We start from the raw sequence: 17,119 nt of genomic DNA on the forward strand, positions 1-17,119 counted from the left end.
GGAGAAAGAGATGAGCCAGCACGGCAGCGGCGCCGTCGCCGTACCGGCGGGGTCGGGAGCCCCGCCGGGAGGCACGGGCACACGGAGCGCCCGCGGCGGCGGGACGGCGGGCGCCGGTACGCGCCGCGGTCCCCGCTTCGGCGGCGGGCGCCGCGACCGGGCGATCAAGGGGCATCAGGGCCTGTGGGGCTGGCTGTTCGTCAGCCCGATGGTGGTCGTGCTCGGCCTCTTCCTGCTCCTGCCCATCGGCATGGCGCTGTGGGTCAGCCTGCTGCACTGGAACGGGCAGTCGAACCCCTTCAGCGGCGCCGCCGACTTCGTCGGGGTGCGCAACTACTCCGATCTGCTGACCCGGCCGGGTCAGGACCGACAGCTCTTCATGACGTCGATCCGCAACAATCTGTACTACGTCCTGCTGGTCGTCCCCGTCCAGACGGCCCTGGCCCTGGCCTTGGCCGTGGCGGTCAACAGCCGCCGCGTCAAGGGCAAGAGCCTGTTCCGCACGGTCTTCTACTTCCCGTCCGTGACCAGCTCGATCGCCATATCCACGGTGTTCCTCTTCCTCTTCCAGGGCAGCGGCGCGGTCAACGCGCTGCTGAAGTGGGTGGGCATCACCGGACCGAAGTGGTTCACCGACGCGCACGGCCTGGTGTGGACCGCGCTCGGCGGCCTCGGCATCGTCGACCCGGACAAGCCCGTGCCCGTGCTCGCCGCGCACGGATTCCTCGGACTGTCCTGGTGGGACTGGCTGGCCGGACCCTCCATCGCGATGTGCACCATCATCATCCTGGCGATCTGGACCAGCTCGGGCACATACATGCTGATCTTCCTCGCCGCGCTCCAGGACGTACCCGCGGAGCTGGAGGAGGCCGCGCTGCTCGACGGCGCCAACCGCTGGCAGTCGTTCCGCAACGTGACGCTGCCCGCGCTGCGCCCGGTGCTCTTCCTCGTCGTCACCCTCGGACTGATCGGCACCTGGCAGGTCTTCGACGCGGTGTACGTGATGAGCCAGGGCGCACCCGCCAACACGACGCTCACACCCGCCTACCTGTCGTACACCGCGGGATTCCAGGACGCCGACTACGGGCGCGCGGCGGCCATCGCCTTCCTGCTGCTGGCGATCATCTTGGTGATGACGCTGGTGCAGCGCGTCCTGCTGCGCGACCGCGACGCGGTCACACGATTCAGCCGCCTGCGGGCGCGGCTGGTGCGAGGGAGGACGTCATGAGCGCCGGGACGATGGAACGACGCGCCTCCGGCCGGTCCGGAGGAGGCCGTCCGGGCCGCCAGTCGTCCGGCAGCCGGGTGCTGCGGATCGTGGTGTACGGGCTGCTGATCGGCATGGGCCTGCTGTACGTCCTGCCGTTCTTCGTACAGATCGCGACCTCGCTCAAGACGGACCCGGACGCGGCGGCCCATCCGCTGTCGCTGCTGCCGAACCCGTTCTCGCTGGAAACCTACCGGCGTCTGTTCGGCCTCGGCGGCAGCGGCGACGCGGTGCCGTTCACCCGCTGGCTGGCGAATTCGATCGTGGTCACGGTCTTCATCACCGCCGGACGCGTCTTCTTCGACTCGCTCGCCGGATACGCCCTGGCCCGGCTGGACTTCCGGGGCCGCAATCTCCTGTTCAACGGGCTGCTGACGATCATGTCGGTGCCCGGCGTGGTCCTGCTCATCCCGAAGTTCCTGGTGCTCAACCAGCTCGGGATGTTCGACAGCTACGCCGGCATGATCGTGCCGCTGCTGGTCGACGCGGCCGGGGTGTTCATCATGCGGCAGTTCTTCGTGTCGGTGCCCAAGGAGGTGGAGGAAGCGGCGCGGATCGACGGCGCGGGCGTCTTCCGCACCTTCTGGTCCGTCGTCCTCCCGATGGCCAGGCCCGCGCTGATCACCCTGACCATCCTGTCCTTCCAGGGCTCCTGGAACGAGTTCACCCACTTCCTCGTCGCCACCCAGTCCCCGCAGTACGAGACCCTCACCACGGGCCTGGCCCACCTGGTCTCCGGCGGCCTCAGCGCGGGTACGCAGTATCCGCTGAAGCTCACCGCGGCCCTGCTGTCGACGATCCCGGTCGCGCTGCTGTTCTTCGTCTTCCAACGGCACTTCGTCCGCAGCGCGAATTCGGGCGCGGTCAAGGAGTAGCAGCTTCCCGACCCGCACCCCGCACCCCGCACCCCGCCCACGGCCTCCGGGCCCCTCAATCCCCCCGGCGGGCGCCCACCTGACAGGGCGCCCGCCGGGTGTGGTGTGCCGGCGTTCGCGTCAGGCCGTCGCGGGCGCCCCGGCATGGCGGGGACGCTTCGGCCGGCGCCGAAACGTTCCGGTCGTAGCGTCGAGGCCATGAGGCATCAGAGGCGTGAGTTCGACCGCTGGGCGGACGTACGGGCGGCGCTCGCCGACCAGGCGCTCGTACCGGAACCGCCGACCGGGGATGTCGGTCCCGCCGGGGCGAGCGTGGCGTGGCTGCGGTCCGCCGCCGTCCGCGTCTGCCCCGGCCGCGCCCACGCGCTCACCCCCTTCGCCCGCCTGCACCACCAGGCCGCCCCGCTGCTGCTGCCCAACGCCTGGGACTACGCCAGCGCCGCCGCCCTGGCGGCAGGCGGATTTCCCGCCATCGGCACCACCAGCCTGGGCGTGGCCGCAGCCCTCGGTCTGCCGGACGGCGCCGCCGCCACCGCGGACGCGACCGTGGCGCTGGCCCGCCGACTCGGCCACGGCTCTTTCCTGTTCACCGTCGACGCCGAAGGCGGCTTCAGCGACGACGTGGCCGAAGTCGTCGCACTGGCCGAGCAGTTGTACGCGGCGGGCGCTGCCGGAATCAATCTCGAAGACGGCCGCGCCGACGGCACGCTCGCCCCCGTCGCCCTGCACGCCGCGAAGATCGCCGCCGTCAAGTCCGCCGTACCGGCGCTGTTCGTGAACGCACGCACCGACACCCACTGGCTCGGCCGCGAGCAGGACACGACCTCGACCCGCCTCGCGGTCTACGAACGGGCCGGTGCGGACGGGGTGTTCGTCCCCGGACTGTCGGACCCGGACGAGATCACCGCCCTGACGTCGTTCCTCGTCGTACCGCTGAACATCCTGTACGCGCCGAGCGGACCGCCCCTCGCCGAACTGGCCGCGATGGGCGTACGCAGGGTCAGCCTCGGCTCCCTCCTCTACCGAGGAGCCCTGGCCTCGGCGGTCTCCACCGCGACGGCCGTCCGGGACGGGCGTCCGACGGATCTCACCGCCCCCTCGTACGCCGAGGTCCAGCGGCTAGGAGACCCGGGCGAGTAGGGCGTAGAGGTTGACCTGCCCGGCCGGTACGGGCGAGTCGGCGTTGCCGGGGCGCCAGTCGGCAGGGCTGACGACATCGGCCAGTTCGTGCGCCAACTGGTCCAGCGGACCGGTCACTGAGACCTCGGCGACCCCCGTCGCCTCCTCGGCGAGCAACTCCCCGCGATGTGCGGCGAGATGGGGCGACGCCCGCCCGGACCCGGTCCTCCCGCCCCGGAGCGCGCGGACGTTCCGCCGGTCGACGCCCACGTCGCCCTAGGTGACGTCGCCCGGCTGTCCGGTGGCGTGGAGGCGCCGATGGGCCGCGACACGTTCGCGGGTCGCACATCGGCGGGAGCAGTAGCGGCGTTCGGGACCGCTGCCCTGCGCGAGGAAGACGTTCCGGCAACTGGGGGAGGCGCAGGTCCCGCCGGGCGGGCGCTCGCGGTCCCAGACGAGGACGGTCAGGGCCATGCACGACGAGGCGAGGAGCCATTCGTCCCAGGGTGCTTCGTCGTCGTGGTCGAGGTGCGGATGCCACGGCGTGCTGTCGCCGTGCGAGGACAGGCGCAGCGGTCCCGTGTGGTCCTTGAGCAGGCGGTTGAGGACGGCCGCGGCGGCGTCGGCGTCCTCGGCGGCGAAGGCAGGCCGCAGCAGGGCGGCAGCCGCGCGCAGGGCTGCGACGTCGCCGGCGGTCAGGTCGATCGGCTCCGCCTCACCGTAGGCGCGGAGCGTGTCGGCGACCCCGGCCGGGTCGGGGCGCTCCTCGGCAAGGACGTTGAGCAGGGCGGCCGTTCGCCGCGCGGTGGCCAGCACCGAGTGCCGGGTGGACCAGTCGTCGCTGTGGGAGGACATCTGCCGAATGTAACGCATCTTGCCGACATTTGAGTTACCTGCATAACGTTCTGGGGATGAGAAACCGTTACGCGCTCCGCCGCTATCTCGCCGGAGCGGTCGCCGCCCGTACCGGCGACGAGATGTCAGGACCGGCGCTGATGCTGGCGGGCTTCGCCCTGGCCGGTTCGACCACCGCCGCGTCCTCGCTGCTCGCGAGCATCACGGTCTCCGCCGCGATCGGCGGGCCGCTGCTCGGAGCGCTCCTCGACGCAGCCGTACGACCGGGGCGCCTGCTCGCCTGGGCCCTCGTCCTCTACGCGGCCGGGCTCGGCGTGATCCTCGCGGGGCTCGGCCGCCTGCCGTTCCCCGTCACCATCGTGATCGCCGTGGCGACCGGACTGCTGGGACCCGCCCTGTCCGGCGGATGGACGGCCCAACTCCCGCGCGTGGCAACGGGCGACCACCTGCCCCGCGCGAACGCCCTCGACGCCATGACCTTCAGCGCCGCGAGCCTGGCCGGTCCGGCTCTCGCGGGCGGTGTGGCGGTGGCGCTCGGCGCCTCGACGGCCGTGGTCGTCTCCCTCACGCTCATCGCCCTGGCGCTCCCCGCCGCGTGGACGCTGCCCGGCCGCCCGAGTCCGGCGCGTGGTGTCCGGGCCGCATCCGTGCTCCACGACCTCGCCGCCGGAACCCGGGTCATCCTCGGCCGACCCGCACTGGCCCGCGCGACCCTCGCCTCGGTGGTCTCCTGCGTCGCCCAAGGCATGGTGGCCGCGTGCCTCCCGCTCCTGGGCGAGCGGGCCCTGGGCGGCGCCGGCCGCGGCGCCCTCCTGCTCTCCTGCGCGGCGGTCTCCGCCCTGCTGGCCACGACCGCGCTCGCCCGCTTTCCGCGTGCGGCGGCCCCCGACGCGATCATCTGGGCCGGGGCCCTCGTCCAGTCCGCCGCCTGGACCCTGGCCGTATGGGGCCACCCGGCCGCGCTCGTGGCGGCCTTCCTCCTGGCGGGAATCGGCGAAGGCCCCCAACTCGCCGCCCTGTTCGCCGTCCGCCACCGCGAGGCCCCCGCGCGCCTGCGAGGCCAGATCATCACCACCGGCGCCAGCCTGAAGATCACCGCCTTCGCCCTGGGGGCGGCCACCGCCGGACCACTGGCGAGCCGGTCCCTCTCCTGCTCGCTGGCCCTCGCCGCGATGACGGCGCTGCTGGCCGCCCTGGCCTTCTTCGCGATCCCCCCGCCGGACCGCGCACCTGGTGGCCTGCGCGTATTGCCCTGAACCACGTCGATCAATGACACGTGTTACTGAAATGCGGAGTGCGGACGTCGTAGTCGTGGGGGCCGTCATCGTCGGGGCCGCCGTGGCCCCGAAGTTGGCCATGGGCGGCTTCCGGGTGACCGTCCTGGACCGCGGTGCGTCCGCCGGATGGACGTCGTCCAGCGGAGAGGGCAACATCCTGGTCTCCGACAAGGGCCCCGGCGCCGAACTCGACCTCGCGGTGCTGTCCGGCCCCCTCTGGACCGGACTCGCCGCCGAACTGGGGGAGGAGCTGGGGCCCGGCTTCCCCGACCTCGAGTTCGAGGTGAAGGGCGGCCTGGTGGTCGCGACGACGCGCGCGCGGGGGCAGACGCGCTGCTCGCCTCGGCCCGTCGGCACGGCGCACGGGTACGACGGGCGTCACCGTTCTCGGCGGTGTCGTGGACCGTGGACGGCTCGTCGGTGTGGCGACCACGGCCGGACGCTTCGACGCCGAGCACACGGCCGTGGCCGCCGGACCCTGGTCCGCCGAGGTCGCGGCCCTCCAGGCGCCCAGCGTCGTCGAGTCGACGGCGGCCGGGACCGTACTCATCGGCTCCTCGCGCGAGCGCCGTGGAGCGGCCATCGTCTCCGGTCAGATGCCCGCGGGCGAGGTGTTCTCCGCGCCGACCCTCGCCGCCCGCTTCGGCGTCTCGGCCACCCCGGTCCGTGAGGCCATGCTCAACCTCGCCAAGCGCGGCATGGTCGACATCCTGCGCAACAAGGGCTTCCGCGTCACGGCCGTGAGCGAGGACGATCTGCGCGCGATCATCGATGTCCGCCAACTTCTCGAAGCCCCGGCGGTCCGCCGCCTGTCAGGCCGGCTCACCCCCACCGACCTGGCCCACCTGCGCGGCCTCGCCGAGGAGATCGAGCGCGGCGCCCGCGACGCCGACCTCGCCCACTATCTCCAGGCCGACACGACCTTCCACCTCACCCTGCTCAAGCTCGCAGGCAACACGCGCCTGCACGACATCGTCGCCGACCTCCGCGCCCAGACCGGCCTCACCGGCCTCACCGGCCTCGCCGACCTGGTCGCCACCGAAGAACTCCAGGCATCCGCCCGCGAACACCTGGAGATGCTCGACCTCCTCGAAGCGGGCTCCGCCGACGAGTGCGAAGACCTCATGGTCCGCCACATCGGCCACGTCCTCGGCCGGTGGTCCGGTCACACCGAAGCCTGACCCCTTCCGCCCATGATCCGTCGGACACGCCCTAGCCGAGCAGGACGGCGAGGGTCGCCGACAGCGAAGCCGTGCTCAGGGGCTCGTCGCGGGTGAAGGCGTGGAGGAGTGCGCCGTCGAGGTAGGTGACGGCCGCTCGCGCGGCTCGCGGGGTGGCGTAAGCGGTGAGGATGCCGGTGAGGCCGTCGGCCCAGACGCGGGCGGCGGGGCGGAGTTCGGGGCGGTACGCGGCGGCGAGGTAGAGCTGCATCTCGGTCAGGGCGCGGGGACGGTCGGCGAGGTACGCGGCGGTCAGCTCGGCCAGCGCGGCCGGGACGTCGGCGCTGTCGTGGAGAGCCGTCTCCCAGGCGCGCAGCTCCTGCGCCGAGAGGTCGGCGGCGTAGCGGAGCGCGGCGGCCGTGAGGTCGTCCAGGCTCGCGAAGTAGTACGTGGTCGCGCCGAGCGGCACCCCGGCGCGCGCGGCGACGAGGCGGTGCGTGACGGCATCCACCCCGGACTCGGCGATGACCTGGCACGCGGCCTCGGTGATCCGCCGCCGACGCCCCTCGGGATCGCGCCGCCCGGTCAATGCGCACCGCTGAGGTTCAGCACCGCGACCCCGGCGACCACCAGGGCGACCCCGAGCACCTTCACCGCCGTGACCGGCTCACCCAGGAAGAGCGCCCCGATGATGACGATCAGCGTCGTCCCCAGCCCCGACCACACGGCGTACCCCACACTGACCTGCAACCCCTTCTGCACGGCCACCGCCAGGGCGACGAACGCGCCCGCGTACGCGACCAGACACACCACCGTCGGCCACAGCCGGGTGAACCCCTCGGTGCTCTTGAGCAGGCTTGTGCCCAGCACCTCCGCCACGATGGCCAGACCGAGCAATACGTAGGGCACGCCGCGCGCCTCCCGAGTAGTACGGATGTACAAGTACAAACGTACTACTCGGTGGTCTCACGGCGTGGCCTGGGCCTTGGCGAGGAGAGGTGCGGAGCGCGGTCCAGGCGTACGCGGAGGGTCGCGGCGAAGTCCTCGGCGCGCGCCAACTGGACGCGCAGGTCGTGGATCTTCTGGACGGCGGCCTGCTCGTAGGCCCTGACGCGCTCCAGGAGCGCGTCGCGCTCGCCGCCCGGAGCGAGGTCCGGCGCGTCGAGCCGGTCGGTGGCGTCGAGGAGGTCGCGCATCTCTTCCAGGGTGAAGCCGAGCGGCTTCATCCGGCGGATGACCATGAGGCGGGCGACGTCGGTCTCGGTGTAGAGCCGGAAGCCGCCCTGGGACCGGGCGGAGGGGGTGACCAGTCCGGCCTCCTCGTAGTGCCGGATCGTCCGAAGGGACAGCTCGGTTCGTTCGGCGACCTCGCCGATCTGCATGTGTGTGCTGCCCACGACCGTCTTCTCGGCCCCTTCTCGTCGCGGGACGCCGCCCCGGTGGTGAACCGCCGCGTCCCGTGCGGCCCTGAACCCATCTCTACCCTAACGTTAGGGTAGAGTCGCTGCTGTTGAGGGCGACATGCGTCGTTCCCCAACGGTGCGCGGCTCCGTCGTGTCCGCCCACCGCCGTGTCGGGGCCGACGACGCCCCCGCTCATTTCGCGAGCAGGAGAGACGAAGCGTGCGCATGCCACAGCCGTACGCCGCCTGCTGCCCGCCGTGACATCACCAGCGTACTCAAGCCGCCCGCGCCAACTGCCGTGCGGCTCGGCCGCGCTCCCTGACTTCCGCCCGCGCCGACGGGCGATCCGCGCACCGCCGTCCCGGCCCTGCGCCCCATGACCGCGCTGCCCCGACCGGCCGCGCCCGAGCACGACAGGTCACCCCGGTGTTGCCGACCTCCTTCCCGTTCCCGTCCGCGCGCCTGCGCGCTCTGCCCCCGCCCCCGTGGCTGTCCCCGAAGGTCCTCCGCGTCGAGGTCCTGGCCGGTCTGGTCGTCGGACTCGCGCTGATCCCGGAGGCGATCTCGTTCTCCGTCATCGCGGGCGTCGACCCCAAGGTCGGCCTGTTCGCCGCCTGCACGATGGCGATGGTCATCGCATTCGTCGGCGGGCGGCCCGCGATGATCTCCGCCTCCACCGGCGCGGTCGCGCTCGTCGTCGCTCCCGTGGCCCGCCAGCACGGGCTCGGCTACCTCATCGCCACGGTGATCCTCGCCGGGATCATCCAGATCGCGCTGGGCGCGCTCGGCGTGGCCACGCTCATGCGGTTCGTACCGCGCGCGGTGATGGTCGGCTTCGTCAACGCGCTCGGCATTCTGCTGTTCGCCGCGCAGGTCCCCAACCTCCACGACGTGCCCTGGCAGGTCTATCCGCTGGTCGCGGCCGGTCTGGTGATGATGGTGTTCTTCCCCCGGCTGACCAGGGCGGTGCCCGCGCCGCTGGTCTCGATCGTGATTCTCACCGTGGTCACCGTCGCCGCCGGTATCGCGGTGCCCACCGTCGGGGACAAGGGCAAACTGCCCTCCTCGCTGCCGGTGCCAGGACTGCCTGACGTGCCCTTCACCGTCCACACGCTGACCGTCATCGCCCCCTACGCGCTGGCGATGGCGCTGGTGGGGCTGATGGAGTCGCTGATGACCGCCAAGCTCGTGGACGAGATGACCGACACCCACTCCAACAAGACCCGTGAGTCCATCGGGCAGGGCGTCGCCAACATCGTCACCGGCTTCTTCGGCGGTATGGGCGGCTGCGCGATGATCGGCCAGACGATGATCAACGTCAAGAACGGCGCGCGGACCCGCCTGTCCACCTTTCTGGCCGGGTTCTTCCTGCTCATCTTGTGCATCGTGCTCGGCCCGGTCGTCTCCGACATCCCCATGGCCGCCCTCGTGGCCGTCATGGTCCTGGTCTCGGTCGGCACGTTCGACTGGCACTCGATCAAGCCCGCCACCCTCAAACGGATGCCGGTGGGGGAGACCGTGGTGATGGCCGTGACCGTCGCGGTCGTCGTCGCGACCAGCAATCTGTCCATCGGCGTCGTCGTCGGCACGGTCACCGCCATGGTGATCTTCGCCCGCCGCGTCGCCCGATTCACCGAGGTCACCGCCGTCACCGACCCGGACGGCGACAGCGTCGTCTACGCCGTGACCGGTGAGCTCTTCTTCGCCTCCTCCAACGACCTGGTGACCCGCTTCGACTACGCCGCCGACCCCCGTACCGTCGTCATCGACCTGACCGACGCGCACATCTGGGACGCCTCCTCCGTCGCGGCCCTGGACACGGTCACCGCCAAGTACGCCGCCCGCGGCAAGACCGTGGAGATCGTCGGCCTCAACCGGGCCAGCGCCCAGATGCACGGCAATCTCACCGGTGAACTCACCAGCACGTGACGCGCGCGGGTCCGGGGCGACCGGTCTCAGCGCCGGTCGCCCCGGACGGGTCACCACCCGCCGGCGAAGAAGTCTGCCAGGGCCTGGGGCGAGTGCGCGGCGCTGCTGGCGTTGGCGAAGGCGATGACGAGCACGATGAGAGTCATGGCCGCGCCGGCGGCGACGCCGAACCTCATCGTGCGCTTCGACCGGGCGTCGGCCGACGCCCTGGACCGCCTCCACAGCAGCACGCATCCGGCCGCCGTCGCGAGCGCGACGAAGGCGGCCATGGCGGCCAGGACGGCGTGGTAGACGGCGAAGTCGTTGACCATGACGGTGAGCGCGGGGGAGTGCTGACCGGCGGGATAGTCGGCGAGTTGCCCGCGTACGGCGGTCAGGGTTCCGTCGAGTTCGCGGTCCGTGCCGCCCCCGGTCAGCATCGGAAGCAGCGAGGCGAACGGCGCCGTCGCGCCCTGCACGTTGGCCACCAGCGCCACCAGGGCGAAGAGCCCGAGGAGTGTGACGACGGCCCCGGGCACCACGAGGGACAGCCGCCCGGTACGCTCGCCGGTCCGCTGCCTGGCCTGGCGCCACAGGACGACGCCCAGAGCAACGACGGTGGCGAGGAGCAGCGCCGAGACACCGGCTTTCACCACGTGAAAGCGGAACCAGAAGCTCACCGTCGCGTCCAGTTGGCCGGGGAAGCCCGCCCTGCCCGAGCCCCAGTAGGCGACCATCCCGCGGCGGAACGTGTCGCTGACGTTGCCCGTGTTGACCGAGCTGCGGGCGAGCGCGTTCGGCGCGATGAAGAAGGCGACCAGAAGCGCCCCGGTCAAAGCGGTCAGCGCCCCGGCCTGCCGTCGCGGCGTGGCAGTCAAGCGGGGCAGAAGTCCCAAGCTGTTCATGTAGATCTTCCCGAGTAGGAGCGAGCGCCGTTCCGCGCGAGGTCCGGGAGCCGCGTCTCCTGCGCGATCCCCGCAACCGGAAGCTATCGAGAGCGCGCCCCACCGGTCTGTGGGGCCAGCCTCCAACTCGGGGTGGGGTTAACCCCCTTGCATGTCCTCCCGGATTCCGGCCCGCCGCGGCCCCGGGGCCATCACGCACCCCGCACACCTCCGCGGCACCGGTGGCTCCGCCGTACCCCCGCGTCGTCACCATCCGTGACGGCTCGTGCTTTACCGGAATGTGATCCGCATGTCTGGATCTGTTCGCCGATTGGTCGCTACAGTAAGCGCATCGAATTAATCTCAGCCTGAGAGGAATTGTGGCAACTACCTCGCTACCCCGAGCGTCCAACCGCAGCGCGGTCCTGGCGGCGCTGCTCTCGGGTGCTCAGACGGACCGTCAGCAGTTGATCGCGACCACCGGCCTGAGCCGGGCGACCGTGTTCCGGATCGTCGACGACCTGATGGAGGACCGGCTCGTCCACGAGGGCGAAAGACTGGTGCGCGAAGGCCCCGGCAGACAGTCCACCGCGGTCGGGTTCCACGCGGAATCGGCTCTGGTCTGCGGAATCGACCTCGGTGGCACCAACTGCCGGGTCGTGGTCGCCGACGCGCTGGGCCGCGCGGTGATCAGGAGCCGGGACGCGACCCCGCGCGGCGCGACCGCCGAGGAGCTGGCCCGGTGGGTGGCCGACCGGGTCACCGGCCTGGTCACCCGCTACCGGGAGGACGCGCCTTTGCGAGCGGTCACGATCGGCCTGCCCGGTGTGGTCAGCGGCGACGGCACGACCGTCCTCGCGTCGCACAATCTCGGCCAGATCAAGGGCACCGCTTTCATCGACGCGGTCTCCGACTTCGTCGGAGTTCCGCTCACCGTCGGTAACGACTCCAACGTCGCCATGCTCGGTGAGCTCCAGTACGGATCCCTCCCGGACCGGGAGACCGCGGTCCTGCTGGCGATGGGCACCGGTCTCGGCTCCGCGGTCTCGATCGACGGGCGGGTCCTGCTTGGCGAGCAGGGGCTGCTGGGCGAGTTCGGGCGGCTCCCGCTGCCCGGCCGCGCCGAGCGGCTGCGCGATCTGCTGTCCGGTGCGGACCTGGTCGCGTACGCCGGCACCCGCGGCGTCCAGGTCCGCGGCGCTCAGGAACTGTTCGCCGACCCGGTGGCGTACGCCGATCTCCTCGCCGAGGTGCACGCGTCCCTCGCCCACCTCGTGTCGATCGTCGCGCTCGCCTACGAGCCGAAGACCGTGGTGCTGACCGGCGGGTTCTCCGAGTCGTTCGGCGCTGACGCGCTCACGGTCATCAGCGACCAGGTCGCGGAGACCGTCGGGGTGCGCAGCGCGGTCAGGCACTCCGACCTGGGCGACTCCGCGGGGCTCCTCGGCGCCATGGCGTCCTCCCTCGACCGGCACTACACGTCGCTCGGCATCAGCGCCGAGCACATCGCGGGCATCGACGTCGACCGGCACCTGGTGCTCGACCGGCTCGGCGCATGCCCCGCAACCAGCACCACGCAGGGCGACCAGCCCACCCCAGCAGCGGAAAGGTGAGAATGATGAACCGTGCACGGTGGCGGTACGCGGTCACGTCGGTCCCGGTCATGGCGCTCGCGCTGACGGCCTGTGGCGGCAGCGGCGGCGCGGACGCCGCTTCCGACGGCAAGCTGACGGTCTGGATGATGACCGGCGGCCCCGGTGACAACGCGCTCATCAAGGACGTCAACGCCGCGTTCGCCAAGCAGCACCCGGACATGAGGGTCGACGTCCAGATACAGCAGTGGGACGGCATCGCCACGAAGATCACCACGGCGCTGGCCAGCGGGAATCCGCCGGACATCGTGGAGATGGGCAATACCCAGACGCCGCTTCAGACGTACTCCGGCGGCCTCGCCGACCTCACCGCCGAGAAGGCCGGCTTCGAGAACTCGGCGAAGTGGCTGGCGGGGCTGTCCGGCCCGTCTCAGTACGACGGCAAGCTCTACGCCACACCGCTCTACGGCGGCACGAAGGTCGTCATGTACAACAAGAAGCTCTTCGCCGACGCGGGCATCCAGCAGCCGCCCACGACGGTCGCCGAACTCCAGCAGAACTGCGGGAAGCTGGCGGCGGCCAACAAGAAGACGGCGAATTTCTCCGGCTTCTACCTGCCGGGCCAGTACTGGTTCAACGGCATGCCGTTCCTGTTCGGCAAGGGCGGCGCCATCGCCACGCAGAAGGACGGCGCCTGGAAGGCCGAGATGTCCTCGCCGGCGAACCAGGCGGGTCTCGCCGCGTGGCGCACCTTCCAGAACACCTGCTCCACCAAGTCCTCGGTCGGCGTCAACACCGACAGCCCCGACCAGGACCAGCTCTTCGCCGACGGCAAGGCCGCGATGGTCTACGTCAAGGCGTGGGAGCCCGCGGCGGTCCTGGAGAAGAACCCCGCGCTCAAGGACGACATCGGTTTCTTCGCGATGCCCGGCTACACCGCGGACAAGGCCATGCCGGTGATCGTGTCCGGCTCCACCATCGGCATCGCGGCGAACAGCCCCGACAAGAAGGCCGCGCAGGACTGGCTGCGGATCATCACCGGCAAACAGTTCCAGCAGAAGATGGCGCTCACGCTCAACCTGCTGCCGATCTCGCCGGACTTCACCCCGACCGGTGTTCCCGAGCAGTTGACCGTCGCGTCGAAGGCGGCGGAGATCAGCCAGCCGCTGCCGGCCAGTCCGGGCGAGGCGACGCTGGAGACCGAGCGGTACAACGAGCAGTTCTTCTCGAAGATCGCAGGCGGCGCCGATATCGCCAAGGCGTCCGCCGACTACGACAAGCACGCCACCGACGCATTCAACTCGCTCCACTAGGACCTCGGGGAACCCGATGGCAATGACCGAAAAGCGGAGCGCCCGGCGCGCTCCGACCGGTGCCCGCCCCCGGCCGCGGGCCCGGGGCGGCGCCACCCGGCGGCGTCTGCTGCCGTGGGCGATGATCGCCCCCGCGGCGCTCGCGCTGCTGCTGATCCAGGGGTATCCCCTGATCCGGCTGCTGGTGCTGTCCACGCAGGATTTCGGCCCCCGGTCGCTGTTCACCGGGCACGCCGATTTCGTGGGCGTCGACAATTTCACCCACCTGTTCTCGGACGCGGATTTCCGCTCGGTTCTGCTGCGCACGGTGGTCTTCACCGTGGTGTGCGTGGCACTGCTGATGGTGCTCGGTTTCCTGATCGCGCATCTGCTGACCGGCGTCTCGGCGTGGGCCCGCGTGGTCACGACCGTGTCGCTGGTCCTGGTGTGGGCGATGCCGATGGTCGCGGCGACGCTGGTGTGGCAATGGATGTACCAGCCGCAGTACGGGGTCGCGAACTGGCTGCTGACCAAGGTGCGGGTCTTCGGGGACCTGACCGCGTACGACTGGTTCTCCCATCCCCACCAGGCGCTCGGGCTCGTCATCCTGCTCACGGTCTGGAAGGGCCTGCCGTTCGTCGCGCTGACGCTCTTCGCGGCACGCGGGCAGATATCCGAGTCGCTGTACGAGGCGGCGCGCCTGGACGGTGCGGGGACGCTGCAGACATTCCGGCACATCACGATTCCGGTGCTGCGGCCGGTGCTGGCGATCCTGACCCTGCTGGAGGTCATCTGGTCGGTGAATTCGTTCACCCCGATCTGGGTGCTGACGCAGGGCGGACCCGACGGGCAGACCACGACGCTCGGGGTGTACGCGTACATCACCGCCTTCAGCCGCAACGACTACGGCGGCGGCGCGACGATCGCGGTGGTGACCGTACTGATCCTCGCCGTGTTCTCCGTCGCCTACGTCCGCAGGACGGCGAAGCAGGGAGACGACCAGGGAGAGACGGCATGAGTATGCGCATGAGCCCGGCGCGGCGCCGCCGCGGCGTCAACAACACGATCGCCGTGGTGATCTCCGCGGTGATGCTCTTCCCCGTCTACTGGATGGTGGCCACCGCGCTGAAGCCGCGCGGGAAGATCCTCAGCGCGGTGCCGCAGTTCATTCCCTGGCCGATCAGCCTGGGCAATTTCCAACGGGCCCTGGCCAAACCGCACTTCTGGGTGTTCGTACGCAATTCGCTGACGGTGACCCTGTCGTCGGTGGTGCTGTCGCTGGTCATCGCGCTGTTCGCGGCGATCGCCATAGCCCGCTTCCGGTTCGCGGGGCGAAAGGTACTGCTGGCGATTCTCGTTCTGGTCCAGATGATTCCGGCTGCGGCGATGGTCATCCCGGTGTATCTGATGCTGCGTTCGATCAACGCGCTGGATTACGTACCGGGTCTGGTGCTGACGTACATGACGTTCGTGCTGCCGTTCACGATCTGGACGCTGCGCGGCTTCGTGGACGGGGTCCCGGTGGAACTGGAGGAGGCGGCGCTGGTCGACGGGTGCGGCCGGTTCCAGATGTACGTACGGGTGCTGCTGCCGCTGCTGATGCCGGGCATCGTCGCCACCTCCATCTTCGCGTTCGTCAACGCGTGGGACGACTACCTGTTCGCCTACGTGATCATGAAATCGCAGGGCAATTACACGCTTCCCGTGTGGCTGGTGTCGTTCAAGACGTCGGAGAGCGTCGATTACGGCGCGATGATCGCCGCCTCCACCATTTTCTCGCTGCCGGTCCTGGTCTTCTTCCTGCTGGTGCAGCGCCGTCTTGTCGGCGGAATGACCAGCGGCGCGGTCAAGGGATGACTCGCGTGCCGCGTACCGGACCGGCTTTCGCTTTGTAGGGCTTACTGATTGAAGGAGTGAGGATTCCATGACCGAGCTGTCACGCCTTGCCCATGGCGTGCTGTTCCCCGCGCTGGGGCGGAAGACCGTGCCCCGGTGGGCCCGCGCCCGTGTCGAGGAGGGACTCGGCGGCTTCGTCCTGTTCGGCAAGGACATCGCCTCCGCCGAGCAGATCCGGCAGTTGACGTCCGACCTGCACGGCCTGCGCGAGCATGTGCTGCTGTCGGTGGACGAGGAGGGCGGTGACGTCAACCGGCTGGAGTCGTACGGGGGTACGTCGGTGCCCGGCAATCACGCGCTGGGGCGGCTGGACGATCCGGAGTCGACGCGTGAGGCGGCGTACCAGATCGGGCTGTCGCTGGTGGCGGCCGGCATCGACTGGGATCTGGCGCCCGCGGTCGACACGGCGGTCAATCCGCTGAGCCCGAACGGCATCCGCTGTTTCGGCGCGGACCGGACTCTGGTGGCCCGGCACGCCGCCGCGTGGGTGGCGGGTCTCCAGGCGGCGGGGGTGAGCGCGTGCGCCAAGCATTTCCCCGGCCACGGGCTGAGCTCGACCGACGCGCACCTGGGCACGCCGACCGTCGACCTCTCCCGCCAGGAGTTGGTCGACCATTATCTGGACCCGTTCCGTGCGGCGATCGCGGCGGGTGTCGACAGCATCATGGTCTCCCACGTTCTGCTGACGCGGCTCGACACGGTGCCCGCCACGATCAGCCCGGCGGTTCTGACGGGTCTGCTGCGCGGTGAGCTCGGGTACGACGGGGTCGTGATCACCGACGCGCTGGAGATGCGCGGCATCAGCGATGTGGCGGGGCTGCCCGAGGCGTCGGTCCGGGCGATCGCGGCGGGCGCGGACGCGCTGTGCCTGGGCGCGTGGGCGTTCGGGGACGACGTGGACGCGGCGGCGGCGGCCCTGGTCGCGGCGGTCGAGGACGGCAGGCTCCCGGAGGAGCGGCTGCGTGAGGCCAACGCCCGTATCGCCAGGCTCGGCACGCGCCCCAGGGCGACCGGTGCCGTGCATGACGACGCGGTGGGCGCGCGGCTGGCGCGGGAGGTGGTCGAGGTCTGCGGTGACCCGGTGCTGCGCGGCCGGAGGGTGATGGTGGCCCGGCTCGATCCGACGCATTCGCCCGCTCAGGGCGGTGCGTCATGGGGGATCGCGGAGCCGTTGCGGGCGGCGGGCCTTGAGGTGGAGTCGGTGGCGGTGGCCGGTGACACATACAACGCGGAGGGAGTGATCAGGGCCGAGATCGGCCTGTACCTGGACGAGTTCGGGCCGGACGCCGACGTCGTGCTGCTGGTCCGCAGCCCGCACCGCTTCCCCTGGCAGCGGCCCGTCCTGGACGAGGTTCTGGCCCGGTGGCCGGAGTGCGTCGTGGTCGACATGGGCGTGCCGGGCGCCGACTTCGGCGGATTCCGCGGCTGGGTGCGGACGTTCGGCGCCTCCAGGGTGTGCGCGCGGGCAGCGGTGGACGTGCTGCTGGCGGCCGGGTGACCGGCGGCGGGCAGTTGCTGACCGGCGGCCGGTTCGCGCGGGCTGGCGGGGGTGTGACGCCGGGGTGGCTGCTGGTCCGCGGCGGTCTGATCC

The 17,119-nt window shown here is 70.9% G+C and carries 17 protein-coding genes and 1 pseudogene; 12 read left to right on the top strand and 6 right to left on the bottom strand.

Going from position 1 to position 17,119, the window contains the following annotated elements:
* Nucleotides 1-10 precede the first annotated feature (10 nt).
* From BGM09_RS19055 to BGM09_RS19065, 3 genes are all read left to right on the top strand, one after another.
* On the top strand, nt 11-1,228 hold the full coding sequence (locus BGM09_RS19055; RefSeq protein ID WP_223187248.1) for a carbohydrate ABC transporter permease: 1,218 nt from the start codon (nt 11-13) through the stop codon (nt 1,226-1,228).
* Nucleotides 1,225-2,142, top strand: a complete 918-nt coding sequence (locus BGM09_RS19060; protein WP_188282840.1) for a carbohydrate ABC transporter permease — start codon at nt 1,225-1,227, stop codon at nt 2,140-2,142. Before BGM09_RS19055 ends, BGM09_RS19060 begins: the two co-directional genes overlap by 4 nt.
* 198 nt (nt 2,143-2,340) lie before the next feature.
* Complete coding sequence (locus BGM09_RS19065; protein WP_188282841.1) at nt 2,341-3,282, top strand: isocitrate lyase/phosphoenolpyruvate mutase family protein; 942 nt, start codon at nt 2,341-2,343, stop codon at nt 3,280-3,282.
* Here the strand turns inward: BGM09_RS19065 and BGM09_RS19070 are convergent.
* Nucleotides 3,262-3,531: a hypothetical protein gene (locus BGM09_RS19070; protein ID WP_188282876.1), complete on the bottom strand. Its 270-nt coding sequence runs from the start codon at nt 3,529-3,531 to the stop codon at nt 3,262-3,264. The genes BGM09_RS19065 and BGM09_RS19070 overlap by 21 nt on opposite strands.
* Nucleotides 3,532-3,537: 6 nt before the next feature.
* Nucleotides 3,538-4,116: a CGNR zinc finger domain-containing protein gene (locus tag BGM09_RS19075; protein ID WP_223187249.1), complete on the bottom strand. Its 579-nt coding sequence runs from the start codon at nt 4,114-4,116 to the stop codon at nt 3,538-3,540.
* Between the two features lie 56 nt (nt 4,117-4,172).
* Between BGM09_RS19075 and BGM09_RS19080 the strand changes: the two genes are divergently transcribed.
* The 3 genes and pseudogenes from BGM09_RS19080 (at nt 4,173) to BGM09_RS38895 (ending at nt 6,574) form a co-directional block, all read left to right on the top strand.
* Nucleotides 4,173-5,372 carry an MFS transporter gene (locus tag BGM09_RS19080; RefSeq protein WP_188282843.1) on the top strand — a complete coding sequence of 400 codons (1,200 nt, stop codon included), beginning with the start codon at nt 4,173-4,175 and terminating at the stop codon, nt 5,370-5,372.
* Between the two features lie 31 nt (nt 5,373-5,403).
* Nucleotides 5,404-5,703, top strand: a pseudogene (locus BGM09_RS37820) (FAD-dependent oxidoreductase); the annotation flags it as partial.
* An 88-nt stretch (nt 5,704-5,791) separates the two neighbouring features.
* On the top strand, nt 5,792-6,574 hold the full coding sequence (locus tag BGM09_RS38895; protein ID WP_317452780.1) for a GntR family transcriptional regulator: 783 nt from the start codon (nt 5,792-5,794) through the stop codon (nt 6,572-6,574).
* 31 nt (nt 6,575-6,605) lie between these two features.
* Here the strand turns inward: BGM09_RS38895 and BGM09_RS19095 are convergent, their stop codons facing one another.
* From BGM09_RS19095 to BGM09_RS19105, 3 genes are read right to left on the bottom strand one after another with little or no spacing between them, the layout of a single operon-like run.
* Nucleotides 6,606-7,142, bottom strand: a complete 537-nt coding sequence (locus tag BGM09_RS19095; protein WP_188282845.1) for a TetR/AcrR family transcriptional regulator — start codon at nt 7,140-7,142, stop codon at nt 6,606-6,608.
* Nucleotides 7,139-7,462, bottom strand: coding sequence for a DMT family transporter (locus tag BGM09_RS19100; RefSeq protein WP_188282846.1), 324 nt, complete (start codon nt 7,460-7,462; stop codon nt 7,139-7,141). Before BGM09_RS19100 ends, BGM09_RS19095 begins: the two co-directional genes overlap by 4 nt.
* Nucleotides 7,463-7,506: 44 nt before the next feature.
* Nucleotides 7,507-7,950, bottom strand: a complete 444-nt coding sequence (locus BGM09_RS19105; protein ID WP_188282847.1) for a MerR family transcriptional regulator — start codon at nt 7,948-7,950, stop codon at nt 7,507-7,509.
* A gap of 432 nt (nt 7,951-8,382) precedes the next feature.
* Here BGM09_RS19105 and BGM09_RS19110 point away from each other — a divergent pair, with 432 nt between their 5' ends.
* A complete protein-coding gene (locus BGM09_RS19110) occupies nt 8,383-9,885 on the top strand; it encodes a SulP family inorganic anion transporter (RefSeq protein ID WP_188282848.1) in 1,503 nt (500 codons plus the stop codon).
* 50 nt (nt 9,886-9,935) lie between these two features.
* Here BGM09_RS19110 and BGM09_RS19115 read toward each other — a convergent pair whose 3' ends face one another.
* Entirely contained in the window at nt 9,936-10,742 is an 807-nt protein-coding gene (locus BGM09_RS19115) for a tat (twin-arginine translocation) pathway signal sequence (protein WP_223187250.1), read from the bottom strand.
* A gap of 386 nt (nt 10,743-11,128) precedes the next feature.
* Between BGM09_RS19115 and BGM09_RS19120 the strand changes: the two genes are divergently transcribed.
* The 5 genes from BGM09_RS19120 (at nt 11,129) to BGM09_RS19140 (ending at nt 17,026) form a co-directional block, all read left to right on the top strand.
* Nucleotides 11,129-12,361, top strand: a complete 1,233-nt coding sequence (locus BGM09_RS19120) for an ROK family protein (RefSeq protein WP_188282850.1) — start codon at nt 11,129-11,131, stop codon at nt 12,359-12,361.
* A 5-nt stretch (nt 12,362-12,366) separates the two neighbouring features.
* Nucleotides 12,367-13,653 carry an extracellular solute-binding protein gene (locus BGM09_RS19125; protein ID WP_188282851.1) on the top strand — a complete coding sequence of 429 codons (1,287 nt, stop codon included), beginning with the start codon at nt 12,367-12,369 and terminating at the stop codon, nt 13,651-13,653.
* 22 nt (nt 13,654-13,675) lie between these two features.
* A complete protein-coding gene (locus tag BGM09_RS19130) occupies nt 13,676-14,650 on the top strand; it encodes a carbohydrate ABC transporter permease (RefSeq protein WP_188282852.1) in 975 nt (324 codons plus the stop codon).
* The gene (locus BGM09_RS19135) at nt 14,647-15,489 is read left to right on the top strand and encodes a carbohydrate ABC transporter permease (protein WP_223187251.1); all 843 of its coding nucleotides are present in this window, start codon (nt 14,647-14,649) and stop codon (nt 15,487-15,489) included. Before BGM09_RS19130 ends, BGM09_RS19135 begins: the two co-directional genes overlap by 4 nt.
* A 67-nt stretch (nt 15,490-15,556) precedes the next feature.
* The gene (locus tag BGM09_RS19140; protein WP_188282853.1) at nt 15,557-17,026 is read left to right on the top strand and encodes a glycoside hydrolase family 3 protein; all 1,470 of its coding nucleotides are present in this window, start codon (nt 15,557-15,559) and stop codon (nt 17,024-17,026) included.
* Nucleotides 17,027-17,119 lie beyond the last annotated feature (93 nt).

The sequence above is a fragment of the Streptomyces sp. CBMA29 genome (assembly GCF_014596445.1).
Taxonomy (GTDB): Bacteria; Actinomycetota; Actinomycetes; order Streptomycetales; family Streptomycetaceae; genus Actinacidiphila.